The 17,529-nt window shown below is 69.7% G+C and carries 17 protein-coding genes; 8 read left to right on the top strand and 9 right to left on the bottom strand.

What is annotated here, in order from left to right:
• Positions 1-2 precede the first annotated feature (2 nt).
• Positions 3-809, bottom strand: coding sequence for a DUF2189 domain-containing protein (locus V5F67_RS15255; RefSeq protein WP_394016955.1), 807 nt, complete (start codon positions 807-809; stop codon positions 3-5).
• A 185-nt stretch (positions 810-994) separates the two neighbouring features.
• Between V5F67_RS15255 and V5F67_RS15250 the strand changes: the two genes are divergently transcribed.
• The 5 genes from V5F67_RS15250 to V5F67_RS15230 all read left to right on the top strand — a co-directional run bounded on the left by V5F67_RS15250 (position 995) and on the right by V5F67_RS15230 (position 5,888).
• Positions 995-2,416 (top strand): hypothetical protein, encoded by a 1,422-nt coding sequence (locus tag V5F67_RS15250; RefSeq protein WP_394016956.1) that lies wholly within the window; start codon positions 995-997, stop codon positions 2,414-2,416.
• A 74-nt stretch (positions 2,417-2,490) separates the two neighbouring features.
• Positions 2,491-3,243, top strand: a complete 753-nt coding sequence (locus V5F67_RS15245) for an alpha/beta fold hydrolase (protein WP_394016957.1) — start codon at positions 2,491-2,493, stop codon at positions 3,241-3,243.
• A gap of 303 nt (positions 3,244-3,546) precedes the next feature.
• Complete coding sequence (cysE, locus tag V5F67_RS15240; RefSeq protein ID WP_394017795.1) at positions 3,547-4,419, top strand: serine O-acetyltransferase; 873 nt, start codon at positions 3,547-3,549, stop codon at positions 4,417-4,419.
• Between the two features lie 79 nt (positions 4,420-4,498).
• Positions 4,499-4,708: a DUF3126 family protein gene (locus V5F67_RS15235; RefSeq protein ID WP_121624925.1), complete on the top strand. Its 210-nt coding sequence runs from the start codon at positions 4,499-4,501 to the stop codon at positions 4,706-4,708.
• Between the two features lie 184 nt (positions 4,709-4,892).
• Entirely contained in the window at positions 4,893-5,888 is a 996-nt protein-coding gene (locus V5F67_RS15230; protein WP_394016958.1) for a cation diffusion facilitator family transporter, read from the top strand.
• 25 nt (positions 5,889-5,913) lie between these two features.
• Here V5F67_RS15230 and V5F67_RS15225 read toward each other — a convergent pair whose 3' ends face one another.
• From V5F67_RS15225 to V5F67_RS15200, 6 genes are all read right to left on the bottom strand, one after another.
• Positions 5,914-6,144, bottom strand: coding sequence for a formate dehydrogenase subunit delta (locus V5F67_RS15225; protein WP_394016959.1), 231 nt, complete (start codon positions 6,142-6,144; stop codon positions 5,914-5,916).
• Positions 6,134-7,006, bottom strand: coding sequence for a formate dehydrogenase accessory sulfurtransferase FdhD (gene fdhD / locus V5F67_RS15220; protein WP_394016960.1), 873 nt, complete (start codon positions 7,004-7,006; stop codon positions 6,134-6,136). The genes V5F67_RS15225 and fdhD overlap by 11 nt, the downstream gene beginning before the upstream one ends.
• A 296-nt stretch (positions 7,007-7,302) precedes the next feature.
• A complete protein-coding gene (gene fdhF, locus V5F67_RS15215; protein WP_394016961.1) occupies positions 7,303-10,134 on the bottom strand; it encodes a formate dehydrogenase subunit alpha in 2,832 nt (943 codons plus the stop codon).
• Positions 10,135-10,265: 131 nt separating this feature from the next.
• On the bottom strand, positions 10,266-11,828 hold the full coding sequence (locus V5F67_RS15210; protein ID WP_394016962.1) for a formate dehydrogenase beta subunit: 1,563 nt from the start codon (positions 11,826-11,828) through the stop codon (positions 10,266-10,268).
• A complete protein-coding gene (locus tag V5F67_RS15205) occupies positions 11,825-12,322 on the bottom strand; it encodes a formate dehydrogenase subunit gamma (RefSeq protein ID WP_394016963.1) in 498 nt (165 codons plus the stop codon). Before V5F67_RS15205 ends, V5F67_RS15210 begins: the two co-directional genes overlap by 4 nt.
• Positions 12,323-12,586: 264 nt before the next feature.
• The gene (locus V5F67_RS15200) at positions 12,587-13,519 is read right to left on the bottom strand and encodes a LysR family transcriptional regulator (RefSeq protein ID WP_394016964.1); all 933 of its coding nucleotides are present in this window, start codon (positions 13,517-13,519) and stop codon (positions 12,587-12,589) included.
• 335 nt (positions 13,520-13,854) lie between these two features.
• Here V5F67_RS15200 and V5F67_RS15195 point away from each other — a divergent pair, with 335 nt between their 5' ends.
• From V5F67_RS15195 to V5F67_RS15185, 3 genes are all read left to right on the top strand, one after another.
• Positions 13,855-14,166: a hypothetical protein gene (locus tag V5F67_RS15195; protein WP_394016965.1), complete on the top strand. Its 312-nt coding sequence runs from the start codon at positions 13,855-13,857 to the stop codon at positions 14,164-14,166.
• Between the two features lie 187 nt (positions 14,167-14,353).
• Entirely contained in the window at positions 14,354-14,515 is a 162-nt protein-coding gene (locus tag V5F67_RS15190; protein WP_394016966.1) for a hypothetical protein, read from the top strand.
• A gap of 164 nt (positions 14,516-14,679) precedes the next feature.
• Positions 14,680-15,513, top strand: coding sequence for a DUF2865 domain-containing protein (locus V5F67_RS15185; protein ID WP_394016967.1), 834 nt, complete (start codon positions 14,680-14,682; stop codon positions 15,511-15,513).
• A 31-nt stretch (positions 15,514-15,544) separates the two neighbouring features.
• On the opposite strand, the gene V5F67_RS15180 is transcribed toward V5F67_RS15185, so the two are convergent.
• Positions 15,545-16,801, bottom strand: a complete 1,257-nt coding sequence (locus tag V5F67_RS15180) for a coiled-coil domain-containing protein (RefSeq protein WP_394016968.1) — start codon at positions 16,799-16,801, stop codon at positions 15,545-15,547.
• A gap of 85 nt (positions 16,802-16,886) precedes the next feature.
• The gene (locus V5F67_RS15175; RefSeq protein WP_394016969.1) at positions 16,887-17,486 is read right to left on the bottom strand and encodes a DUF1134 domain-containing protein; all 600 of its coding nucleotides are present in this window, start codon (positions 17,484-17,486) and stop codon (positions 16,887-16,889) included.
• Between the last annotated feature and the right edge of the window lie 43 nt (positions 17,487-17,529).

The raw sequence follows: 17,529 nt of genomic DNA, 5'->3' as shown, positions 1-17,529 counted from the left end.
CCTCACACCACGAGGCGCCGGTAGAGGTGCCAGGTGGCGTGGCCGAGGATCGGCAGCACCACCGCCAGCCCGACGAAGAAGGGCAGGGCGCCCAGCGCCAGCAGGGCGGCCACGATCAGGCCCCACAGCGCCATCACCACCGGATTGTTCTTGACCGCCGAGAACGAGGTGCGCACCGCCGTGGCTGTGCTCACGTCGCGGTCCACCAGCAGCGGCAGCGACACCACGGACAGGCACATGGCGAACACCGCGAAGCCGAGCCCCACGCCGTTGCCGAGGACAATGAGCCTCCAGCCTTCGCGCGTCTCGAAGATTTCCCTGGCGAACGCGGTGAGCGAGGCGGGCACGTAGCTGCCAAGCGTCGCCTCGTAGATCACCAGCGCGGCCACCAGCCACATCAGGAAGGTGGCGAGCAACACGCAGCCGATCACGGCGATGGAAAGGATCGCCGGCGAGTGGGCGAGCGCGAAGGCATGATCCCATCCCGCCGGCAGCCCCTCCTCCCGGCGCCGGCTCATCTCGTAGAGGCCGACGGCGGTGAGCGGCCCGAGCAGAGCGAAGCCGGCCACCAGCGGGAACAGCAGCGGCAGCACGTCCTGGCCGAAGGACAGCCGGGCGAGGAACAGCCCGACGATGGGATAGATGAGCGCCAGGAAGATCAGCTGGCTCGGATGGCGCAGGAAATCGGACAGCCCCGCCTTCAGGCAATCGGCGAGGTCCGCGGGAGATATGCGCCGCACGCGCAGCGCGACGCCGCCGAAGGCGGTCTCCGGCCGCGCATAGGCCGGGTGGACGGTGGAAGGGACCATGGCGCTCCTCCAACATTGGCACGCGACCGCTTGTGCCTGCCGGCAGAAACCCTAAGTATCTAGCCGGCCCGGATGCGGCTTCTGACCTTTGTTCCAGTCTAGCGCAGGCAGACGGGGACGTCGCGGGGGGCGAATACACGATCGCGGCACAGGTCGCCGGGTTCGGGATCGGATGATTGAGGCAGATGGCCCGCATCTTCGCGTTGTTCACGGTTCTGGCGGCCCTGGTGGGCTTTTCGCCCTGGCTGGTGCCGGTGGCGAAGCAGAGCGTGCGTCTCGTGGAGGCGCGCGACGATCCCGCTGCCATCGCCGATTTCGGCCTCGCCGATCTCGACGCCGCGCGCGTGGCCCGGGAGATCGAGAGCGCGCTTGCGGCCGACGATGTCGCCTTGGCCAATTCCTTCGTCGCGCTCGCCGATGCCCGCAAGATCGCTGTCGCTCCCGCCGTGCGGGAGCGCGTCACGGCGGCGAACGGCGCGCTCGCGAGCACGCTCAGGGGCGCCAAGGAGTTCGGCATGGGCTTCATCACCGGCGAGCCCACGGATCTCGCCGGCCTCGCCGGGGCCGCCACCGGCGACCTCATGGTGTGGGGGGACATCCGCGATGCCACCCGCGAGAGCTGGAAGCTGGCGCAGGGCGAGGATGCGGACGAACTCATCCTTGGCCTGTCCGCTGTCGGCATCGCGGTCACCGCCGGCACCTATGCCACCGTGGGCGCGAGCCTGCCCGTGCGGGTCGGCATCACCTTGGTGAAGGTGGCCAAGCGCACCGGCAAGCTTTCCGCCGCCTTGGGCCGCACCCTGATGCGCGCGGTGCGCCAGAGCGTCGATTTCGTGGCGTTGCGGCGGCTCCTGAAGGCGCCCGGCGCGATGGACGGGCCGGCGCTGAAGGGCGTGGTGCGCTCCGACCGCCTCGCCTCGCTGACCCGGATGCTGGACGACGTGGCGGTGGTCCAGTCCAAGGCTGGCACCCGCGCGGCGCTGGAAGGCCTCAGGATCGCCGACAACGGCAACGACCTTCGGCGGGTGGCGCGGCTCGCCGATACCAAGGGCCCGCAGACGCTCGCCATCCTGAAGACGCTGGGGCGCGGCGCGATCCTCATCACCGGCGCGCTGCTCAAGCTGGTGTGGTGGGTGTTCGTTGCTGCGGTCTACGTCTATCTCCTCGTCTCCTCGTTCAACGCCTTCTGCGTCTCGTGCGCCCGCGCCACCTGGGGCGGGCGCAGGGGTCGGCACCGCCATCGCAAGGACAACGCGCCGGATGGCCGCGGCTGCTGGTGGCGGCGTCAGGAGGCGCCCGTCTGCCTCGCCCTTCCCGAGGAGCCGCGCCTTCTGGCACGCCGGCCGGCGCCGGAGGCGGCCGGTGGCGCCGAGGCCGAGCGCTTCGCCGCCGCCGCCCGAGAGGCCATGGTGCTTGCGCAGGCGCCGGCCGAGGGGGCGAGCGAAGAATTCCGCCAGCACGATCCCCGGCAACCGGCAGTCCCGGATGATGGCGCGCGCCGGGACGGCGTGCGGCCGGTGCGCGCGCCGTCCGGCGCGGCGCGGGTGCAGATCGGCAAGCGCGTCCTCTACCCACGGCCGCGCGGGCGTTTCCCCGATCAAATCTGATTCAATTTCGTTGGCACGCGCTCTAAGTTCGGCGCCCGCCTGCGCCGCCATTGCGCCGCCCGAGAAGGTCCGCCATGCCCCACTTCACCTCCGACGGAATCGACATCGCCTATATCGAGGAAGGCGCCGGCGATCCGGTGCTCCTGATCCACGGCTTCGCCTCCAACAAGGAGATCAACTGGGTCGGTCCCTCCTGGATGCGCACGCTGGTGGATGCCGGGTACCGCGCCATCGCCTTCGACCACCGCGGCCACGGCGCCTCGGGCAAGGTCTACGACCCGGCGCTCTACGACACCCGTCTGATGGCGGAGGACGCCAAGAACCTGCTGGACTACCTCGGCATTCCGCGCGCCGACGTCATCGGCTATTCCATGGGCGCGCGGGTGGGGGCGCAGATGGCGCTGCACTTCCCGCTGGAGGTGCGCTCGCTGGTGATGGGCGGGCTCGGCTATCATCTGGTGGAGGGCGTCGGCCTGCCGCAGTCCATCGCCGACGCCATGGAGGCGCCGAGCCTCGACGACGTCCCCGACCCCATGGGGCGGATGTTCCGCTCCTTCGCCGACGCCAACAGGCAGGACCTCAAGGCGCTCGCGGCCTGCATCCGCGGCTCGCGCCAGGTGCTCTCTCCCGAGGAGGTGGCGCGCATCTACCAGCCGGTGCTGGTGGCGGTGGGCACCCGCGACAAGGTGGCGGGCGATGCCCACAAGCTCGCAGCGCTGATGCCGGATGCGGTGGCGCTCGACATTCCGAACCGCGACCACAATCCGGCGGTGGGCGACAAGGTGTTCAAGCAAGGTGTGCTCGATTTTCTTGCGCGCCGGCCCTGAGCCGGCAGTCGCGAGGGGGCGGGTTCGAGCGGCTCGGCTCGATGGAACGGATGCTGCGTCATCCCCGGCTTGTCCGGGGGATCCACGCCAGGGCCGCGCTGGCGACAGGTTCTTGATGCGCTGGCGGGCCGGCGGGGTGGATGCCCCGGACAAGCCGGGGCATGACGGCGGCGAGTTGGCTGATAGACCGCCGGCCCGTGATCGAGGCCGCGCCGCCGCGGGGAACCTGCGCACGGCGCCGCGCTTGTGCTAGAACGAGGGCAAGTCGTTTCATCCGAGGAGGCAGAGATGCCGCAGACTCCCATGACCGTGCTGCCTGCGCCGGAGCCGTCCGGCCCGCGCCTGACGCGCACCGGGACCGAGCGCTGGCACGAGGTCGTCGATCCCGTCTGGGCGCGGCTGCGCAACGAGGCCGAGGAGGCCATGGGCCGCGAGCCGCTGATGGCGAGCTTCCTCACCGGCGCAATTCTCGGCCAGCCGAGCCTTGAGGCGGTGATCGGCGAGCGCATCGCTGCCCGTCTCGATCATCCGGACATTCCGGGTTCGGCCATCCGCGCCGCCTATTTCGAGGCGACGAGCGACGACAAGACCATCGCCCAGGCCCTGCGCGCCGACATCATGGCGGTGGTGGACCGCGACCCGGCGGCCACCCGCACGCTGGAGCCGGTGCTCTATTTCAAGGGCTTCCACGCGATCCAGACCCACCGCCTCGCCCACTGGCTGTGGACCCACGGCCAGCAGAACTTCGCGCTCTATCTCCAGAGCCGGGCCTCGGCGGTGTATGCGGTGGACATCCACCCGGCGGTGCCCATGGGGCGCGGCATCTTCTTCGACCACGCCACGGGCATCGTCATCGGCGCCACCAGCGTGATCGAGGACGACGTGTCGATCCTCCAGGGCGTGACCCTGGGGGGCACCGGCAAGGAGAGCGGCGACCGCCATCCCAAGATCCGTCGCGGCGTGCTGATCGGCGCCGGTGCCAAGGTGCTCGGCAATATCGAGGTGGGCCGCTGCGCCCGCGTCGCCGCCGGTTCCGTGGTGCTGAAGCCGGTGCCGCGCAACACCACGGTGGCCGGCATCCCGGCCAAGGTGGTGGGCGAGGCCGGCTGTGCCGAGCCGGCGCGCTCCATGGACCAGATGTTCGAGGACAACATCTTCGCCGGCGCGGATATCTGACCGAATTTGCGCCCCGGCCCTTGAACCGGGCGCGCCGGGCCGCCACAAGGCGGGCCTGCCCTTTCCAGGAGGAAGCGATTTGGACAAGACGGAACTCGAGCGCGTGCAGCGTTACCTGCGGACCCTGTTCGGCAATCCGCAGATCAAGGTGACGGCGCGCCCGAAGAAGAAGGACAGTGCCGAGGTCTATCTCGGCGAGGAGTTCATCGGCGTGCTCTTCAAGGATGAGGAGGACGGCGACCTCTCCTACAATTTCCAGATGGCCATTCTCGACGCCGACCTGGAATAGGCTCGGTTCCCGGCGCCCGGCGGGGCGATCCCGCCCGGCGGCCGCCTGTCGGCCATCGCGCAGCGGGGCGGAGCAGGCGGGGGACGGTTGGCGTAGGGCGATGCCCGCCCTTCTGCCCGGTCGCGCCATTGTCGGACGGGACGTGCTATCTCCCTGCTGCGGGCACGGCGTGCGGGGATGCATCATGGCGGAGCAGGGCAAGGACCACGACGCCGGCGACGAGGGCCATCGCGGCCACGCCGATGCTGGTCAGACCCGCTCCGGCGGCCATGACCACACGTCCCACGACCACACGTCCCACGACCACTCGTCTCACGGCCATGCGGTGCCGTCTTCGCTGCGGGCCTTCGCCATCGGCGCGTCGGCGAACTTCGCCTTCGTGGTGGTGGAGGCCGTCTTCGGCATCCTCTCCGGATCGCTCGCGCTGGTGGCGGATGCCGGCCACAATCTGTCCGACGTGCTCGGCCTGCTGCTGGCCTGGGGCGCCGCCTGGCTCGCGCGCCGCGCGCCGACGCAGAGGCGTACATACGGCTATGGGCGCTCCTCGATCCTCGCCGCGCTCGCCAATGCGGTGCTGCTGCTGGTGGGCACCGGCGGCATCCTGTGGGAGGCGGTATCGCGCCTCGGCGATCCCGAGCCGGTCGCCACCGGCGTTGTCATGGTGGTGGCGCTGGTGGGCATCGGCGTGAACTTCGGCACCGCGCTCCTGTTCATGGCGGACCGAAAGCGCGACCTCAACGTGCGCGGCGCCTTCGTTCACATGGTGGCGGACGCCGCCATCTCGCTCGGCGTGGTGGTGGCGGCGGCGGTGATCGCGCTCACCGGCTGGCTGTGGCTCGACCCGGCGGTGTCCATCGCCATCGCCCTCGCCATCGTCGCCGGCACCTGGGGGTTGCTGCGCGACAGCGTCAACCTCGCCATGGACATGGTGCCGGCCCATATCGATCCGGCGGAGGTGGAGGCCTTTCTCGCCGCCCAGCCGGGCGTCACCGGCCTCCACGACCTGCACATCTGGGCACTCTCCACCACCGAGGTGGCGCTGACCGTCCATCTGGTGCGGCCCGGCGCGGGCGCCGACGACGCCCTCCTGACGCAGATCGCGGCGGGGCTGAAGGCACGCTTCGGCATCGGCCATCCGGCGATCCAGGTGGAGCAGGGCGCCATGGCCTGCGCTCTCTAGCCGCCCGAGCTGGTGTAGCGCCGCCTCAGGCCGCCTTCACCGGAGGCAGGCCTTCCAGCGCCTGCTTGGCGATCGCCGACAGCCCCTCGCCGCCGTGGGCCACGTGGTCGGCGATCTTGGCGCGCATGCGCGGATCCCAGAACTTGGCGATGTGCGTGCGCGTCTGCGCCACGGCCTCCTCATGCTTCAGCTGCCCGAAGGCGGTGGCGATCTGGTTGGCCATGTAGACCAGCTTGTCCTCGGTGCTATGCGACATGGGTGGCCCGCTCTGGCTGTCCTGCGCGCGCGATGCGCTCGGGATGGGTGAAGATCTCGAAGCCGTCGGCGCGCACCACCGCGCAGAGCGTGATGCCCGCCGCTTCGGCGGTGCGGATGGCGAGCGAGGTGGGCGCGGAAACCGCGGCGATCACGCCCGTTCCCAGCACGCAGGCCTTCTGCACCATCTCGATGGAGACGCGGCTCGTGAGCAGCAGCAGGCCCTCGGCCGGGTTAAGCCCGAGCCGGGAGGCCTTGCCCACCAGCTTGTCGAGGGCATTGTGGCGGCCCACGTCCTCGGCCAGCGCGACGAGGCCGGCGCCGGGCTCGAAATAGGCCGCGCCGTGCACCGCCCGGGTCTCGTGGTTGAGCACCTGCGCAGGGGCAAGCGCAGCCATGGCGCCGAGGATGTCGGCAGCCGGAAAGCGCCTCGCGGCGGTGACGCGGGCGGCCGGCTTCACCGCCTCGGCGAGGCTCTCCACCCCGCACAGGCCGCAGCCGGTGGGGCCGGCGAGCGCCCGGCGGCGGGCGGCGAGGCGCGCCACCTTCTCGGGCGCGATCCACATGCGCGCCTCGATGCCGTCGCCCGCCACGATCACGTCGAGGCTCTCGATCTCCGCCGCCGCGGCGACGATGCCCTCGGTGAGCGAGAAGCCGAGCGCGAAGTCCGCGATGTCGGTGGGGCTCGCCATCATCACCGCGTGGGTGGTGCCGTTATAGGTGAGGGCGACCGGCGTCTCCTCCGGCACCGCGCGGACACCATCCGACACCACGCCGTCGCGCACCTGCGCGCGCGCCACCCGCCGCGCCGGCGGGGGCGCGGGGAGATCGTCGGGCACGGGGCAGGCGGGCGTTTCGGTCATGGCGTCGGGTCGCTGGGGGCTCATCGTCGGCGAATGTATCAAAAGTTCACCGTGCCGCGTGTCACTATGCCGAGTGGCGCCATGGCGAGTGGCACCATGGCGAGTGGCACAGGGGCGCGCCGCGCGCCCCTTGGAAGGGGCTCGGGGCCTGATGATCCTGGCCGTCTCCCCGCTCCCCCTGCTGGAGAGGGACGGGAACGGGGAGGGCGGTGCCAAATCCATGCCGAAAGTCCATGCCGACCTTCGACGGGTCGCGAGCGCCTCTGCATTTCGGCGCTCGCTGCTGCCATCCCGCCTCACTCCGCCGCGATGCGACGGCTCTTGCGCGAGAGGTCCTCATACTCCTCCTGCCATTGCGTCGGCCCGTTGGAGGGCGCGACCTGCACCGCCGTCACCTTGTATTCCGGGCAGTTGGTGGCCCAGTCGGAATAGTCGGTGGTGACCACGTTGGCCTGCGTCACCGGGTGGTGGAAGGTGGTGTAGACCACGCCGGGCGACACCCGGTCTGAGATCACCGCCTTGAGCGAGGTGGAGCCGGAGCGGCTCTCCAGCTTCACGAAGTCGCCGTCGCGGATGCCCCGGTTCTCGGCGTCGTGGGCGTGGATCTCCAGGACGTCCTCCGGGTGCCAGGCGGTGTTCGCGGTGCGCCGGGTCTGGGCGCCCACATTGTACTGCGACAGAATGCGCCCGGTGGTGAGCAGCAGCGGGAAGCGCGGCCCCGTGCGCTCGTCCGTGGGGACGTATTCGGTGAGGATGAACTTGCCCTTGCCGCGCACGAAGCCGCCGATATGCATGATCGGCGTGCCTTCCGGCGCCTTGTCGTTGCAGGGCCACTGCACCGAGCCCATCTCCTCGAGCTTGGCGTAGCTTACGCCCTTGAACGTCGGCGTGAGGGCGGCGATCTCGTCCATGATCTCGCTGGGGTGCTGGTAATTCATGGGGAAGCCCAGCGCGTTGGCGAGCAGCTGGGTCACCTCCCAGTCCGCATAGCCGTTCTTCGGCGCCATCACCTTGCGCACGCGCTGGATGCGGCGCTCGGCATTGGTGAAGGTGCCGTCCTTCTCGAGGAAGGTCGAGCCGGGCAGGAAGACGTGGGCGTAGTTGGCGGTCTCGTTCAGGAACAGGTCCTGCACCACCAGGCATTCGAGGGCGGCAAGGCCGGCCGAGACGTGCTTGGTGTCGGGATCGGACTGCAGGATGTCCTCGCCCTGCACGTACATGCCCTTGTAGGTGCCCTCCACCGCCGCATCGAACATGTTGGGGATGCGCAGGCCCGGCTCGTCGTCCAGGTGCACGCCCCACATGGCCTCGAACGAGGCGCGGGTGGCGTCGTCCGAGATGTGGCGGTAGCCCGGCAGCTCGTGCGGGAACGAGCCCATGTCGCACGAGCCCTGGACGTTGTTCTGGCCGCGCAGCGGATTCACGCCCACGCCGCGGCGGCCGATATTGCCGGTGGCCATGGCGAGGTTGGCGATCGCCATCACCGTGGTCGAGCCCTGCGAATGCTCGGTGACGCCGAGGCCGTAATAGATGGCGCCGTTGCCGCCGGTGGCGTAGAGCCGCGCCGCGCCGCGCACCAGGGCCGGATCGACGCCGGTGTACTTCGCGACCGCCTCGGGCGAATGGCGCTCATCGGCGACGAAGGCGGCCCATTCCTGGAACTCGTCCCAGTCGCAGCGCTCGCGCACGAAAGCCTCGTTCACGAGGCCTTCGGTGACGATCACATGGGCCAGCGCGGTGACGATGGCGACGTTGGTGCCCGGCTTCAGCGGCAGGTGGAAGGCCGCCTCGATGTGGGGCGAGCGCACCGAATCGGTGCGGCGCGGATCGACGACGATGAGCTTGGCGCCCTGGCGCAGCCGCTTCTTCATGCGCGAGCCGAACACCGGGTGGCCGTCGGTGGGGTTGGCGCCGATGACGAGGATGACGTCGCTCTCCTCGACGCTGTCGAAGTCCTGCGTGCCGGCGGAGGTGCCGAAGGTCTGCGACAGGCCGTAGCCGGTGGGCGAGTGGCAGACGCGGGCGCAGGTGTCCACGTTGTTGTTGCCGAAGCCGCCGCGGATCAGCTTCTGGACCAGGTAGGTCTCCTCGTTGGTGCAGCGCGAGGAGGTGATGCCGCCCACCGCGCGGCGCCCGTACTTCTCCTGGATGCGCTTGAACTCGGAGGCGGCATAGGCGATGGCCTCCTCGTAGCTCACCTCCTTCCACGGCTCGTCGATGGACGAGCGGATCATGGGCTTGAGGATGCGGTCCTTGTGGGTGGTGTATCCATAGGCGAAGCGGCCCTTCACGCAGGAATGGCCGCGGTTCGCCTTGCCGTCCTTGTAGGGCACCATGCGCACCAGCTCGTCGCCGCGCATCTCCGCCTTGAAGGTGCAGCCGACGCCGCAATAGGCGCACGTCGTCACCAGCGAATGCTCGGGGGTGCCGATCTGATGCATGGACTTCTCGTTGAGCGTCGCCGTGGGGCAGGCCTGGACGCAGGCGCCGCACGAGACGCACTCCGAGGAGAGGAACGGCTCGTTCATGCCCGGCGACACGCGCGAGCCGAAGCCGCGGCCGGAGATGGTGAGCGCGAACGTGCCCTGCACCTCCTCGCACGCGCGGACGCAGCGGTTGCAGACGATGCACTTCGACTGCTCGTAGGTGAAGTACGGGTTGCTCTCGTCCTTGCCGAGCTTGGTGTGGTTCTCGCCCTCGTAGCCGTAGCGCACCTCGCGCAGGCCGACGACGCCGGCCATGTCCTGCAGTTCACAGTCGCCATTGGCCGAGCAGGTGAGGCAGTCGAGCGGGTGGTCGGAGATGTAGAGTTCCATCACCCCGCGCCGGATCTGCTTCAGGCGCTCGGTCTGGGTCTTCACCACGATGCCGTCCGCCACCGGCGTGGTGCAGGAAGCCGGGGTGCCGCCACGGCCCTCGATCTCCACCAGGCACAGGCGGCAGGAACCGAACGCGTCCAGCGTGTCGGTGGCGCAGAGCTTGGGGATCTGGTTCCCCACCTCCATGGCCGCGCGCATGATGGAGGTGCCCTCGGGCACCGTGACGCTCATGCCGTCGATGGTGAGGGTGACGCGCTTCTCGGATTTCGAGGCCGGCGTGCCGTAGTCGGTTTCGTGGATGAGGGACATGGGGCGTTCCTCTCAGGAAAGGGGGTGGCGCGCCGCGCGCGCGGAATAAGGGCTGGCGCACCGAGAGCCCTCTCCCCATCGGGGAGAGGGGGATGCGCCGTGTGGGGTGGCGGATGTCGCGCCCATCGTCCTCACTCCGCCGCCTGCGGCAGCTTCGGCGCGGCGCCGAAGTCTTCCGGGAAGTGGTTGAGGGCGCTCAGCACCGGGTAGGGGGTGAAGCCGCCCAGCGCGCACAGCGAGCCGAGCTTCATGGTCTGGCAGAGGTCGCGCAGCACCACGAGGTTCTGCTCCCGCCGCTCGCCGGCGATCACCTTGTCGAGGGTCTCGACGCCGCGCGTGGAGCCGATGCGGCAGGGCGTGCACTTGCCGCAGCTCTCGTGGGCGCAGAACTCCATGGCGAACTTCGCCATGTGCGCCATGTCCGCGGTGTCGTCGAACACCACGATGCCGCCATGGCCGATCAGTGCGTCCCTGGCCGCGAACGCCTCGTAGTCGAACGGGGTGTCGAACTGCGAGGTCGGCAGATAGGCGCCGAGCGGGCCGCCCGCCTGCACCGCCTTGACCGGACGGCCGGAAGCCGTGCCGCCGCCGATATCGTAGATGAGCTCGCCGAGCGGAATGCCGAAGGCGGTCTCGAACAGGCCGCCATGCCTGATGTTGCCGGCGAGCTGGATCGGCATGGTGCCGCGCGAGCGGCCCATGCCGAAGTCCTTGTAGAACTTGGCGCCCTTCTCCAGGATCACCGGCACGGTGGCGAGCGAGATCAGGTTGTTGATGACGGTGGGCTGGCCGAACAGGCCCTTGTGGGCCGGCAGCGGAGGCTTGGCGCGCACCACGCCGCGCTTGCCCTCCAGGCTGTCGAGCAGCGCCGTCTCCTCGCCGCACACATAGGCACCGGCGCCCATGCGCATCTCCATGTCGAAGTCGATGCCCGAGCCGGCGATGTTCCTGCCCAGCAGGCCCGCCTGGCGGGCGATGGCGATCGCCTTCTCCATGACCACGAAGGAGAGCGGATATTCCGAGCGGCAGTAGACGAAGCCCTTGGTGGCCCCCACGGCGAGGCCGGCGATGGTCATGCCCTCGATCAGGCAGAAGGGGTCCGCCTCCATGATCAGGCGGTCGGCGAAGGTGCCGCTGTCGCCCTCGTCGGCGTTGCAGACGATGTAGCGCTGGTCCGCCGAGGCAGCCGCCACCGTGCGCCACTTGATGCCGGTGGGAAAGCCCGCGCCGCCGCGCCCGCGCAGGCCGCTCTCGAACACTTCCTCCACCGTGGCCGCCGGACCGAGCTCAAGCGCCCGCTCGAAGCCCTTGTAGCCGCCATGGGCCTTGTAGTCGGCGAGCGAGAGCGGGTCGATGATGCCGCAGCGGGCGAAGGTGAGGCGCGTCTGCTTCTTGAGGTAGGCAAGCTCCTCCACCAGCCCGACGCAGAGCGGGTGCGGCGCGCCGGCCAGGAAGCCGTGCTCCAGCAGGCTCTCCACATCGGAGGGCTTCACCGGGCCATAGCCCACGCGGCCGGCGGGGGTCTCGATCTCGATCAGCGGCTCCAGCCAGAACAGGCCGCGCGAGCCGTTGCGGACGATGTCGTAGGTGACGCCGCGCGCGGCCAGCGCGTCCTCCAGCCTGCGGAAGATGCGGTCGGCGCCGCAGGCGATGGCGGTGGCGTCGTTGGGGACGAAGATGCGGGGGGTCTTCACCGGGCCATCTCCTTCGCGCCGTCGCGGGCGACCTCTTGGGCGATCTCGTCGATCGCGGCCTCGTCGAGGCGGCCGAGGAGGTGGCCGTTCACCAGCGCCGAGGGCGCGCAGGCGCACAGGCCGAGGCAGTAGATGGGCTCCAGCGTCACCCGCCCGTCTGCCGAGGTCTCGCCCATGGCGACGCCGAGCTTCTCCTCCGCATAGGAAGCGAGCGCCGTGGCGCCCATGGACTGGCATGCCTCGGCGGCGCACAGCTTCACCACGTGGCGGCCGGCCGGCTCGCGGCGGAAGTCGTGATAGAAGGTGACGACGCCCCAGACCTCGGCTCGGGACAGGTTGAGGCTGTCCGCGATCATGGGGACGGCGGGCTCGGGGACGAAGCCGAAGGTTTCCTGGAGCGCGTGGAGGATGGGCATCGCCGCGCCATCGAGATGGCGGTGCTGCTGAATGACCTGCGCCGCGCGCTCGGTGCTCCACGGTTCATGGACCGCCATCGCTTCCACCCTTTTGAAACCGGGAGCCGCGCCGACAGGCTCCCTCTTGTGATCGTTTCAAAAAAGTCTCGCACAGCGGCAGGCCCAATCAAGCCAGCTGTGGGATGTTGCGATAGAACATTTCTATCAAAAACGATGGCAGGGAGGAGGTGAGATCACGTGTCTCTTAGGGTTGAGGTGCGACAATTTGGGTAGTTTAGGGTCATTCTGGGTATTTCAATCGCTGTTCTCTATGTCGTATCGGATCAAGATACCGCTTACAGATCACTGCTGCAGTGCGGCAATCGCCGGGTCCGCGAGAGTTGCGGCTTCAAGCTTTGGCGCGATGCGGCGCGCCTCCGCCACCAGCGCCGCGGTGATCGGAGTGGTCGGCTCGCGGTGCGGGACCACGAGGCCGATGGAGTGGGAGATGTCCGGCTCCACGATCGGGATCGAGCGCACCAGCGTGGTCAGCCCCAGGGAATCGGCCAGCATCGCCGGCATCACGCTCGCCCAGTGTCCGGTGCGCACATGGGTGAACAGGACGATCATCGAGTTGGACTCGAGCGTCGGCTTGGGCGGCCCTCCGGCGGCCGCGAGCAGGCTGTCGACGATGCGCCGGTTCTGCATGTCCGGGGTGAGGAGCGCCAGCGGCAGCTCGGCCACCTCGGCCCAGCTCACCTGGTCGCGGTCGCCGAAGCGGTCGCGGGCGGAGGTCACGAGGCGGTAGCGCTCGCGGTAGAGCGGCACCGTGTTCACCTTGCCCAGCGGCTCGTTGTCGAGATAGGTGAGGCCGGCGTCTATCTCCAGGTTCTCCAGATGGTTGAGGATCTCGATGGAGGTCCGGGAGATGACCGTGAAGCGCACGTCCGGATGCCGCTCCCGGAACGGCGTCGTCAGGGCAGCCACCATGGGCAAGGCGGTGGGGATGGCGGCGATGCGCAGCGGGCCGGAGAGGCCGCGCTTCAGGGCGTCGATGTCCTGGCGCATGGCGCGGTGGTCGGCGACGATGCGGCGGGCCCATTCGAGCGTGCGCTCGCCCTCGGGCGTGAAGCCGAGGAAGCGGGAGCCGCGCTGCACCAGCAGCACGCCGAGCGTGTCCTCCAGCTGCTTGACCCCGGCGGACAGGGTCGGCTGGGTCACGCCGCAGGCTTCGGCGGCGCGGCCGAAGTGGCGCTCACGGGCGAGGGCGATCAGGTATTCGAGCTTGTCGATCATCGCCGCATATCAGGGCGTTCCCGGTCTGCGCGCAACTGGGCATCGTCACCCAATCGCGGCATGCCGTTCACCGGGCCTTAACCCTGTGGAAAGGCAGGCGCGCCTGAGTCCGGCGCGGGTGGCGAGGGCGATGGCCTTCTGCCGCAACAAGAATTCGCCGCGTCCGGGCGCCGACGTCTTGAAACGTTACAATTCTCGGCTTGCCGCTGACCCATTCGCCTCGCCAAAACGCCACGATGTGATTGCGCAATCGCGCTGCCGAATGTTGGCGATGCGGGCGCGACACCTCGGTAAAGGTATCCACATCTGTCCGATATCTTGGCGGAGAAGCCATCATGAGCATGTATGCAGTCCGCGCGGCGCTCGGAGCCGCGGCTGTTGCCATCGGATTCGCCTGGGCCGGCGCAGCGGTCGCCGCGCCCATCTCGCCGGGGACCGCCGCGGCGGCCGAACGGGCGGCGCCGGCCGCTGCCGAACCGGTGCGGTGGGCGTGCGGACCCTATCGCTGCTACTGGCAGCCCGGGGCAACGGTGGTGGTTCCCCGCTACGCCGCCGGCTGGGGCGCGCCGCGCTATCCCTGGTGCTACTGGTCCAAGGTTCGCGGCCCTTATGGCGGCTGGCGCTGGGTGCAGGTCTGCAAGCGCTGAGAATCTCAAAGGATTTCGGCAGCCCCTGTCGCGCGGGCGGCGTCCATGGACGCCGCCCTTTCTGTTGCATGCTCGCGCAACCGTGAACGGAACCATGGGAACCAGAGGGCGAATTTAACTTTTTATTTACGTCTCCATTCGGAGCGGTGGCCGAATCTGGAGGATGTAAGTCGCAGAGGTTCGTGCCATGCCCAGCCTGGCTCATGGATCGGTCTTGATCTCCCTCGTGGCGTGCCTGTTCGCCGCTGTCCTGGTGGCGACTCCTGCCATCGCCCTGCTCATCGCGCCCCACAATGCGCCGCCGGTCCACGTGCCCGGCATAACGAGCCATGTCTCGGCCCTGGCATGAGCGCACGTGCGCGGATCGGCGGCGAGCGGCCGATTGGGTCGGCGTGCCGACGAGGTGGACAAGCTGAGACGCGTCGGTCACAAGGTTGTGGTGGTGTGACTTCGCAGCTTCGGGCTCGCGCCTGAGGTCGGCGTTTCGAACGGCGTCGTCAGGGAGCCGGGCGGATGGGGCATTTCAGGACGGTCGCGATCGCCACCGCCGCATGCGCATGGTGGGCGGCGAGCGCCGTGGCGCAGGAAAGCGCCTTCGAGTTCAACCGGCAGGAATGGCTTCGCCGCTCGGGGGAGCCCGCGGCGGGCCGTGCGAAGCCGAGCTTCCCGGAGGCGCCGGTCCGCTCGCCCTCGGCGCGCCAGGCGCCGTCCCCACCGCCGGCCCGGGCTTATGCGCCGCCGACGGATTTCTTTTCGGCGTTGTTCGGCCCGCGCGTGCCGCCCTCCGACCAGGGGCGCACCTCCATTACCATCACGCCGGACGGGCGATCGGGGTCGGGAGAGGGCTTCGGCGAGGGACCGTCGCGCGGCGGCGTCGGCAGCTACGCCTTCTGCGTGCGCACCTGCGACGGCCGCTATTTTCCGCTCCAGGGCCGCCCGGATACCGATGGGGAAAGCGGGGCGCTGGCGCAATGCAGCAGCTTCTGTCCGGCGGCCAAGATGGACGTCTACTATACCTATGCCTCGGACAAGGCCATCGACGGTGCCGTCAACGCCAAGGGCAAGACCTACACGTCGCTCGCCACCGCCTTCGTCTATCGCGAGCGGCTCGTGCCCGATTGCACCTGCACCGACGGAAAGGTGGGCGGCATGCAGTATGTGGACATCACGCAGGACCCCACGCTCCGGCGGGGCGACATCGTGATGACCACGACCGGGGCAAAGGTGTTTGCCGGCGGCGCCAAGTCCAGGCCTCCATACCGCGAGCGCGATTTCGTCGATCCCGAGCGGTTTCCGGGGCTGCCGTCCGCCATGCGCAAGCGCATTGCCGAGCTGACCCAATTGTAGCCGGGGGCGCTCTCGAGCCGGCTCCAGCCGATCAGGCGCCCTTGCGCTTGCGCGCGGGTGCGGGCGCTGCGGCCGCGACGATCTGCGGGCTGTCCGCCGCTTCGGCGGGGGCCTCCGCACTGTCCGTGCCATTGGCAGCGAGCAGGACGCGGATGCGGTCCGCGAGGCTCGATCCTCCCGTGTCTCCGGTGGCCACCAAGGCGGGAACGGGCGATGCCGCCCCTTCCATGCGCGCTGTCATGGCGACGAGGCGCGCCGCGAGATCGGCCAGCGCCTCCTTGACCGGAGCGAGGTCGGCCGGCGGCACGGGCGCGGCCTCGATGGTGCCGGGACCCGAGCGCGCCCGTTCCAGCGCGTCCGCCATGAGCGAATGGTCGGCCCGCAGCCGGTCGAGGTCGGCGGCGATGCGGCGCGTCTCCGCCTCGGCATCGGCGAACTCGCTGGCGCGCCGGTGCTCGAAGGCGTGGATCACCGAGCGCGTGGCGTCGAGGTCGGTGCGCGCCGCCGCAAGCTCGCCGGTGGCGCGCTCCAGCTCGGCGGAAAGCCGTGCGATCTCGTCGCCCCGGGCGGCGCTCAACGCCTGTGCGTCGGCGAGTTCAGCCTGTGTCCGCTCCAGGTCGGCGGAGAGCCGGGCGACGCTTGCACGCTCGGTTTCCAGGGCGCCGGTGGTGGCCTCCAGGCGGTGCGTGGTGGCGGTGAGGTTGGTGGTGAGGAGGGCTGCCTCCGCCTCGAGATCGGCGACGCGCGCACGCTCCAGGGAGAGGCTCGCCTCGCGGTCGGCGAGGGTCCGGGTGAGTTCGGCCACGCGGGCATTCAGCTGCGCCGCCGCGGCCTCGTGTCCGGCAATGGCCTCGCGGGCCGCCGACAGGTCCTGGTCCAGGGCGGCTCCGCGCGCCGTCAGGTCGCTCACCTGATCCTGAAGCTCACCGATGAGCACCGCACGCTCGGCGCCGATGGCGGTCGCGCTGTCGCTGGTCTGGCTGAGCTCGGCAACCGTCTGCTCCAGCTCGAAATTGCGCTGGCGCTGGGTTTCGATGGTGGCGGCATGGGCGACGATGGCTTCACGCAGCTCGTCCACCTGCAGTTCCAGCCGCCGCTGGCTGAGGGCGAAGAAGGCGCGCTGCTGGTCCTTGTCGGCCTGGATCTCGAACAGGGAGACGGGCACCGCCGCCTCGACGCGCCGCGTCGTCAGCCGCACGGCGCGGTGCCAGACCGCCGGCAGCACGAGCAGGGCCACGAGCGTCGCGAGAAGGACACCCAGAAGGAAATACAGGATCTGCTCGATCACCCGCGCACGCGCCCTTATCGCTCCACGAGGGCTCCTTCATGCCACGGCGCGCGGGCGCCCGCCAGAGCGGCGGGTCGCTCTTGGCTCAGAAAGGGTTCCAGGTGGGGGTAGGGGTGAACTTCAGATAGCCCAGATTGGCGCCGAGGCGCACGCCGACGCCGGAGCGGATCGGCACCACGACGATGCCGTCGGCGCCCAGCGCCGTCATGCCGAAGCCGGCCACCAGATAGGCGGAGCCGGAAATGCCGCCGAAGCGGCGGAAGATGTCGTCCACGCTGCGCAGATTGTAGACCAGGATCATGGTGCGCGCGCCGTCGCCGCCGAAATCCCAGCCCACCGACGGACCCTGCCAGTAGACCTTCAGGTCGCCGGCATTGCGGGTGTAGAGCACACCCTCGCCGTAGCGCAGGCCGCCGATGAAGGCGCCCGCGCCTTCCTGGCCGAGGATGTAGCCGTTGGGCTGTCCCCACTGGCTCACCGCCTTCTCGATCGAGAGCGCGAGCCCGCGGGAGATCGAGCCGAAGAAGGAATGCCCCTTGCTGACCAGCTCGTTGGTGGAATAGGTCTGCGGCGTCGGCTGCTGCTGGGCCGAGGCCGGGCCGATGGCGGCGAGGACGAGGCCGAGGGCCACCAGCAGGGTGGCGGGGCTCAGGCGGAACTGGCGCAAGCTCGGGACCAGGGGCATGGCGGCTCCAATGGTGGGCTTCGGCGGGAACGCGGGGACCGGC

This window comes from Xanthobacter pseudotagetidis, from assembly GCF_043194795.2.
GTDB lineage: Bacteria > Pseudomonadota > Alphaproteobacteria > Rhizobiales > Xanthobacteraceae > Xanthobacter > Xanthobacter tagetidis_A.
This window is presented reverse-complemented; position numbering and strand designations above follow the sequence as displayed.

What these genes read in the sequence shown, in the direction of transcription:
- cysE (WP_394017795.1), top strand. Translation starts at nt 3,547, where the DNA reads ATGACCGTGCTGCCTGCGCCGGAGCCGTCCGGCCCGCGCCTGACGCGC.
- V5F67_RS15255 (WP_394016955.1), bottom strand. Translation starts at nt 809, where the DNA reads ATGGTCCCTTCCACCGTCCACCCGGCCTATGCGCGGCCGGAGACCGCC.
- V5F67_RS15225 (WP_394016959.1), bottom strand. Translation starts at nt 6,144, where the DNA reads ATGTCGCATAGCACCGAGGACAAGCTGGTCTACATGGCCAACCAGATC.
- V5F67_RS15250 (WP_394016956.1), top strand. Translation starts at nt 995, where the DNA reads ATGGCCCGCATCTTCGCGTTGTTCACGGTTCTGGCGGCCCTGGTGGGC.
- V5F67_RS15205 (WP_394016963.1), bottom strand. Translation starts at nt 12,322, where the DNA reads ATGGCGGTCCATGAACCGTGGAGCACCGAGCGCGCGGCGCAGGTCATT.
- fdhD (WP_394016960.1), bottom strand. Translation starts at nt 7,006, where the DNA reads ATGACCGAAACGCCCGCCTGCCCCGTGCCCGACGATCTCCCCGCGCCC.
- V5F67_RS15190 (WP_394016966.1), top strand. Translation starts at nt 14,354, where the DNA reads ATGCCCAGCCTGGCTCATGGATCGGTCTTGATCTCCCTCGTGGCGTGC.
- V5F67_RS15200 (WP_394016964.1), bottom strand. Translation starts at nt 13,519, where the DNA reads ATGATCGACAAGCTCGAATACCTGATCGCCCTCGCCCGTGAGCGCCAC.
- V5F67_RS15175 (WP_394016969.1), bottom strand. Translation starts at nt 17,486, where the DNA reads ATGCCCCTGGTCCCGAGCTTGCGCCAGTTCCGCCTGAGCCCCGCCACC.
- V5F67_RS15245 (WP_394016957.1), top strand. Translation starts at nt 2,491, where the DNA reads ATGCCCCACTTCACCTCCGACGGAATCGACATCGCCTATATCGAGGAA.
- V5F67_RS15185 (WP_394016967.1), top strand. Translation starts at nt 14,680, where the DNA reads ATGGGGCATTTCAGGACGGTCGCGATCGCCACCGCCGCATGCGCATGG.
- fdhF (WP_394016961.1), bottom strand. Translation starts at nt 10,134, where the DNA reads ATGTCCCTCATCCACGAAACCGACTACGGCACGCCGGCCTCGAAATCC.
- V5F67_RS15195 (WP_394016965.1), top strand. Translation starts at nt 13,855, where the DNA reads ATGAGCATGTATGCAGTCCGCGCGGCGCTCGGAGCCGCGGCTGTTGCC.
- V5F67_RS15230 (WP_394016958.1), top strand. Translation starts at nt 4,893, where the DNA reads ATGGCGGAGCAGGGCAAGGACCACGACGCCGGCGACGAGGGCCATCGC.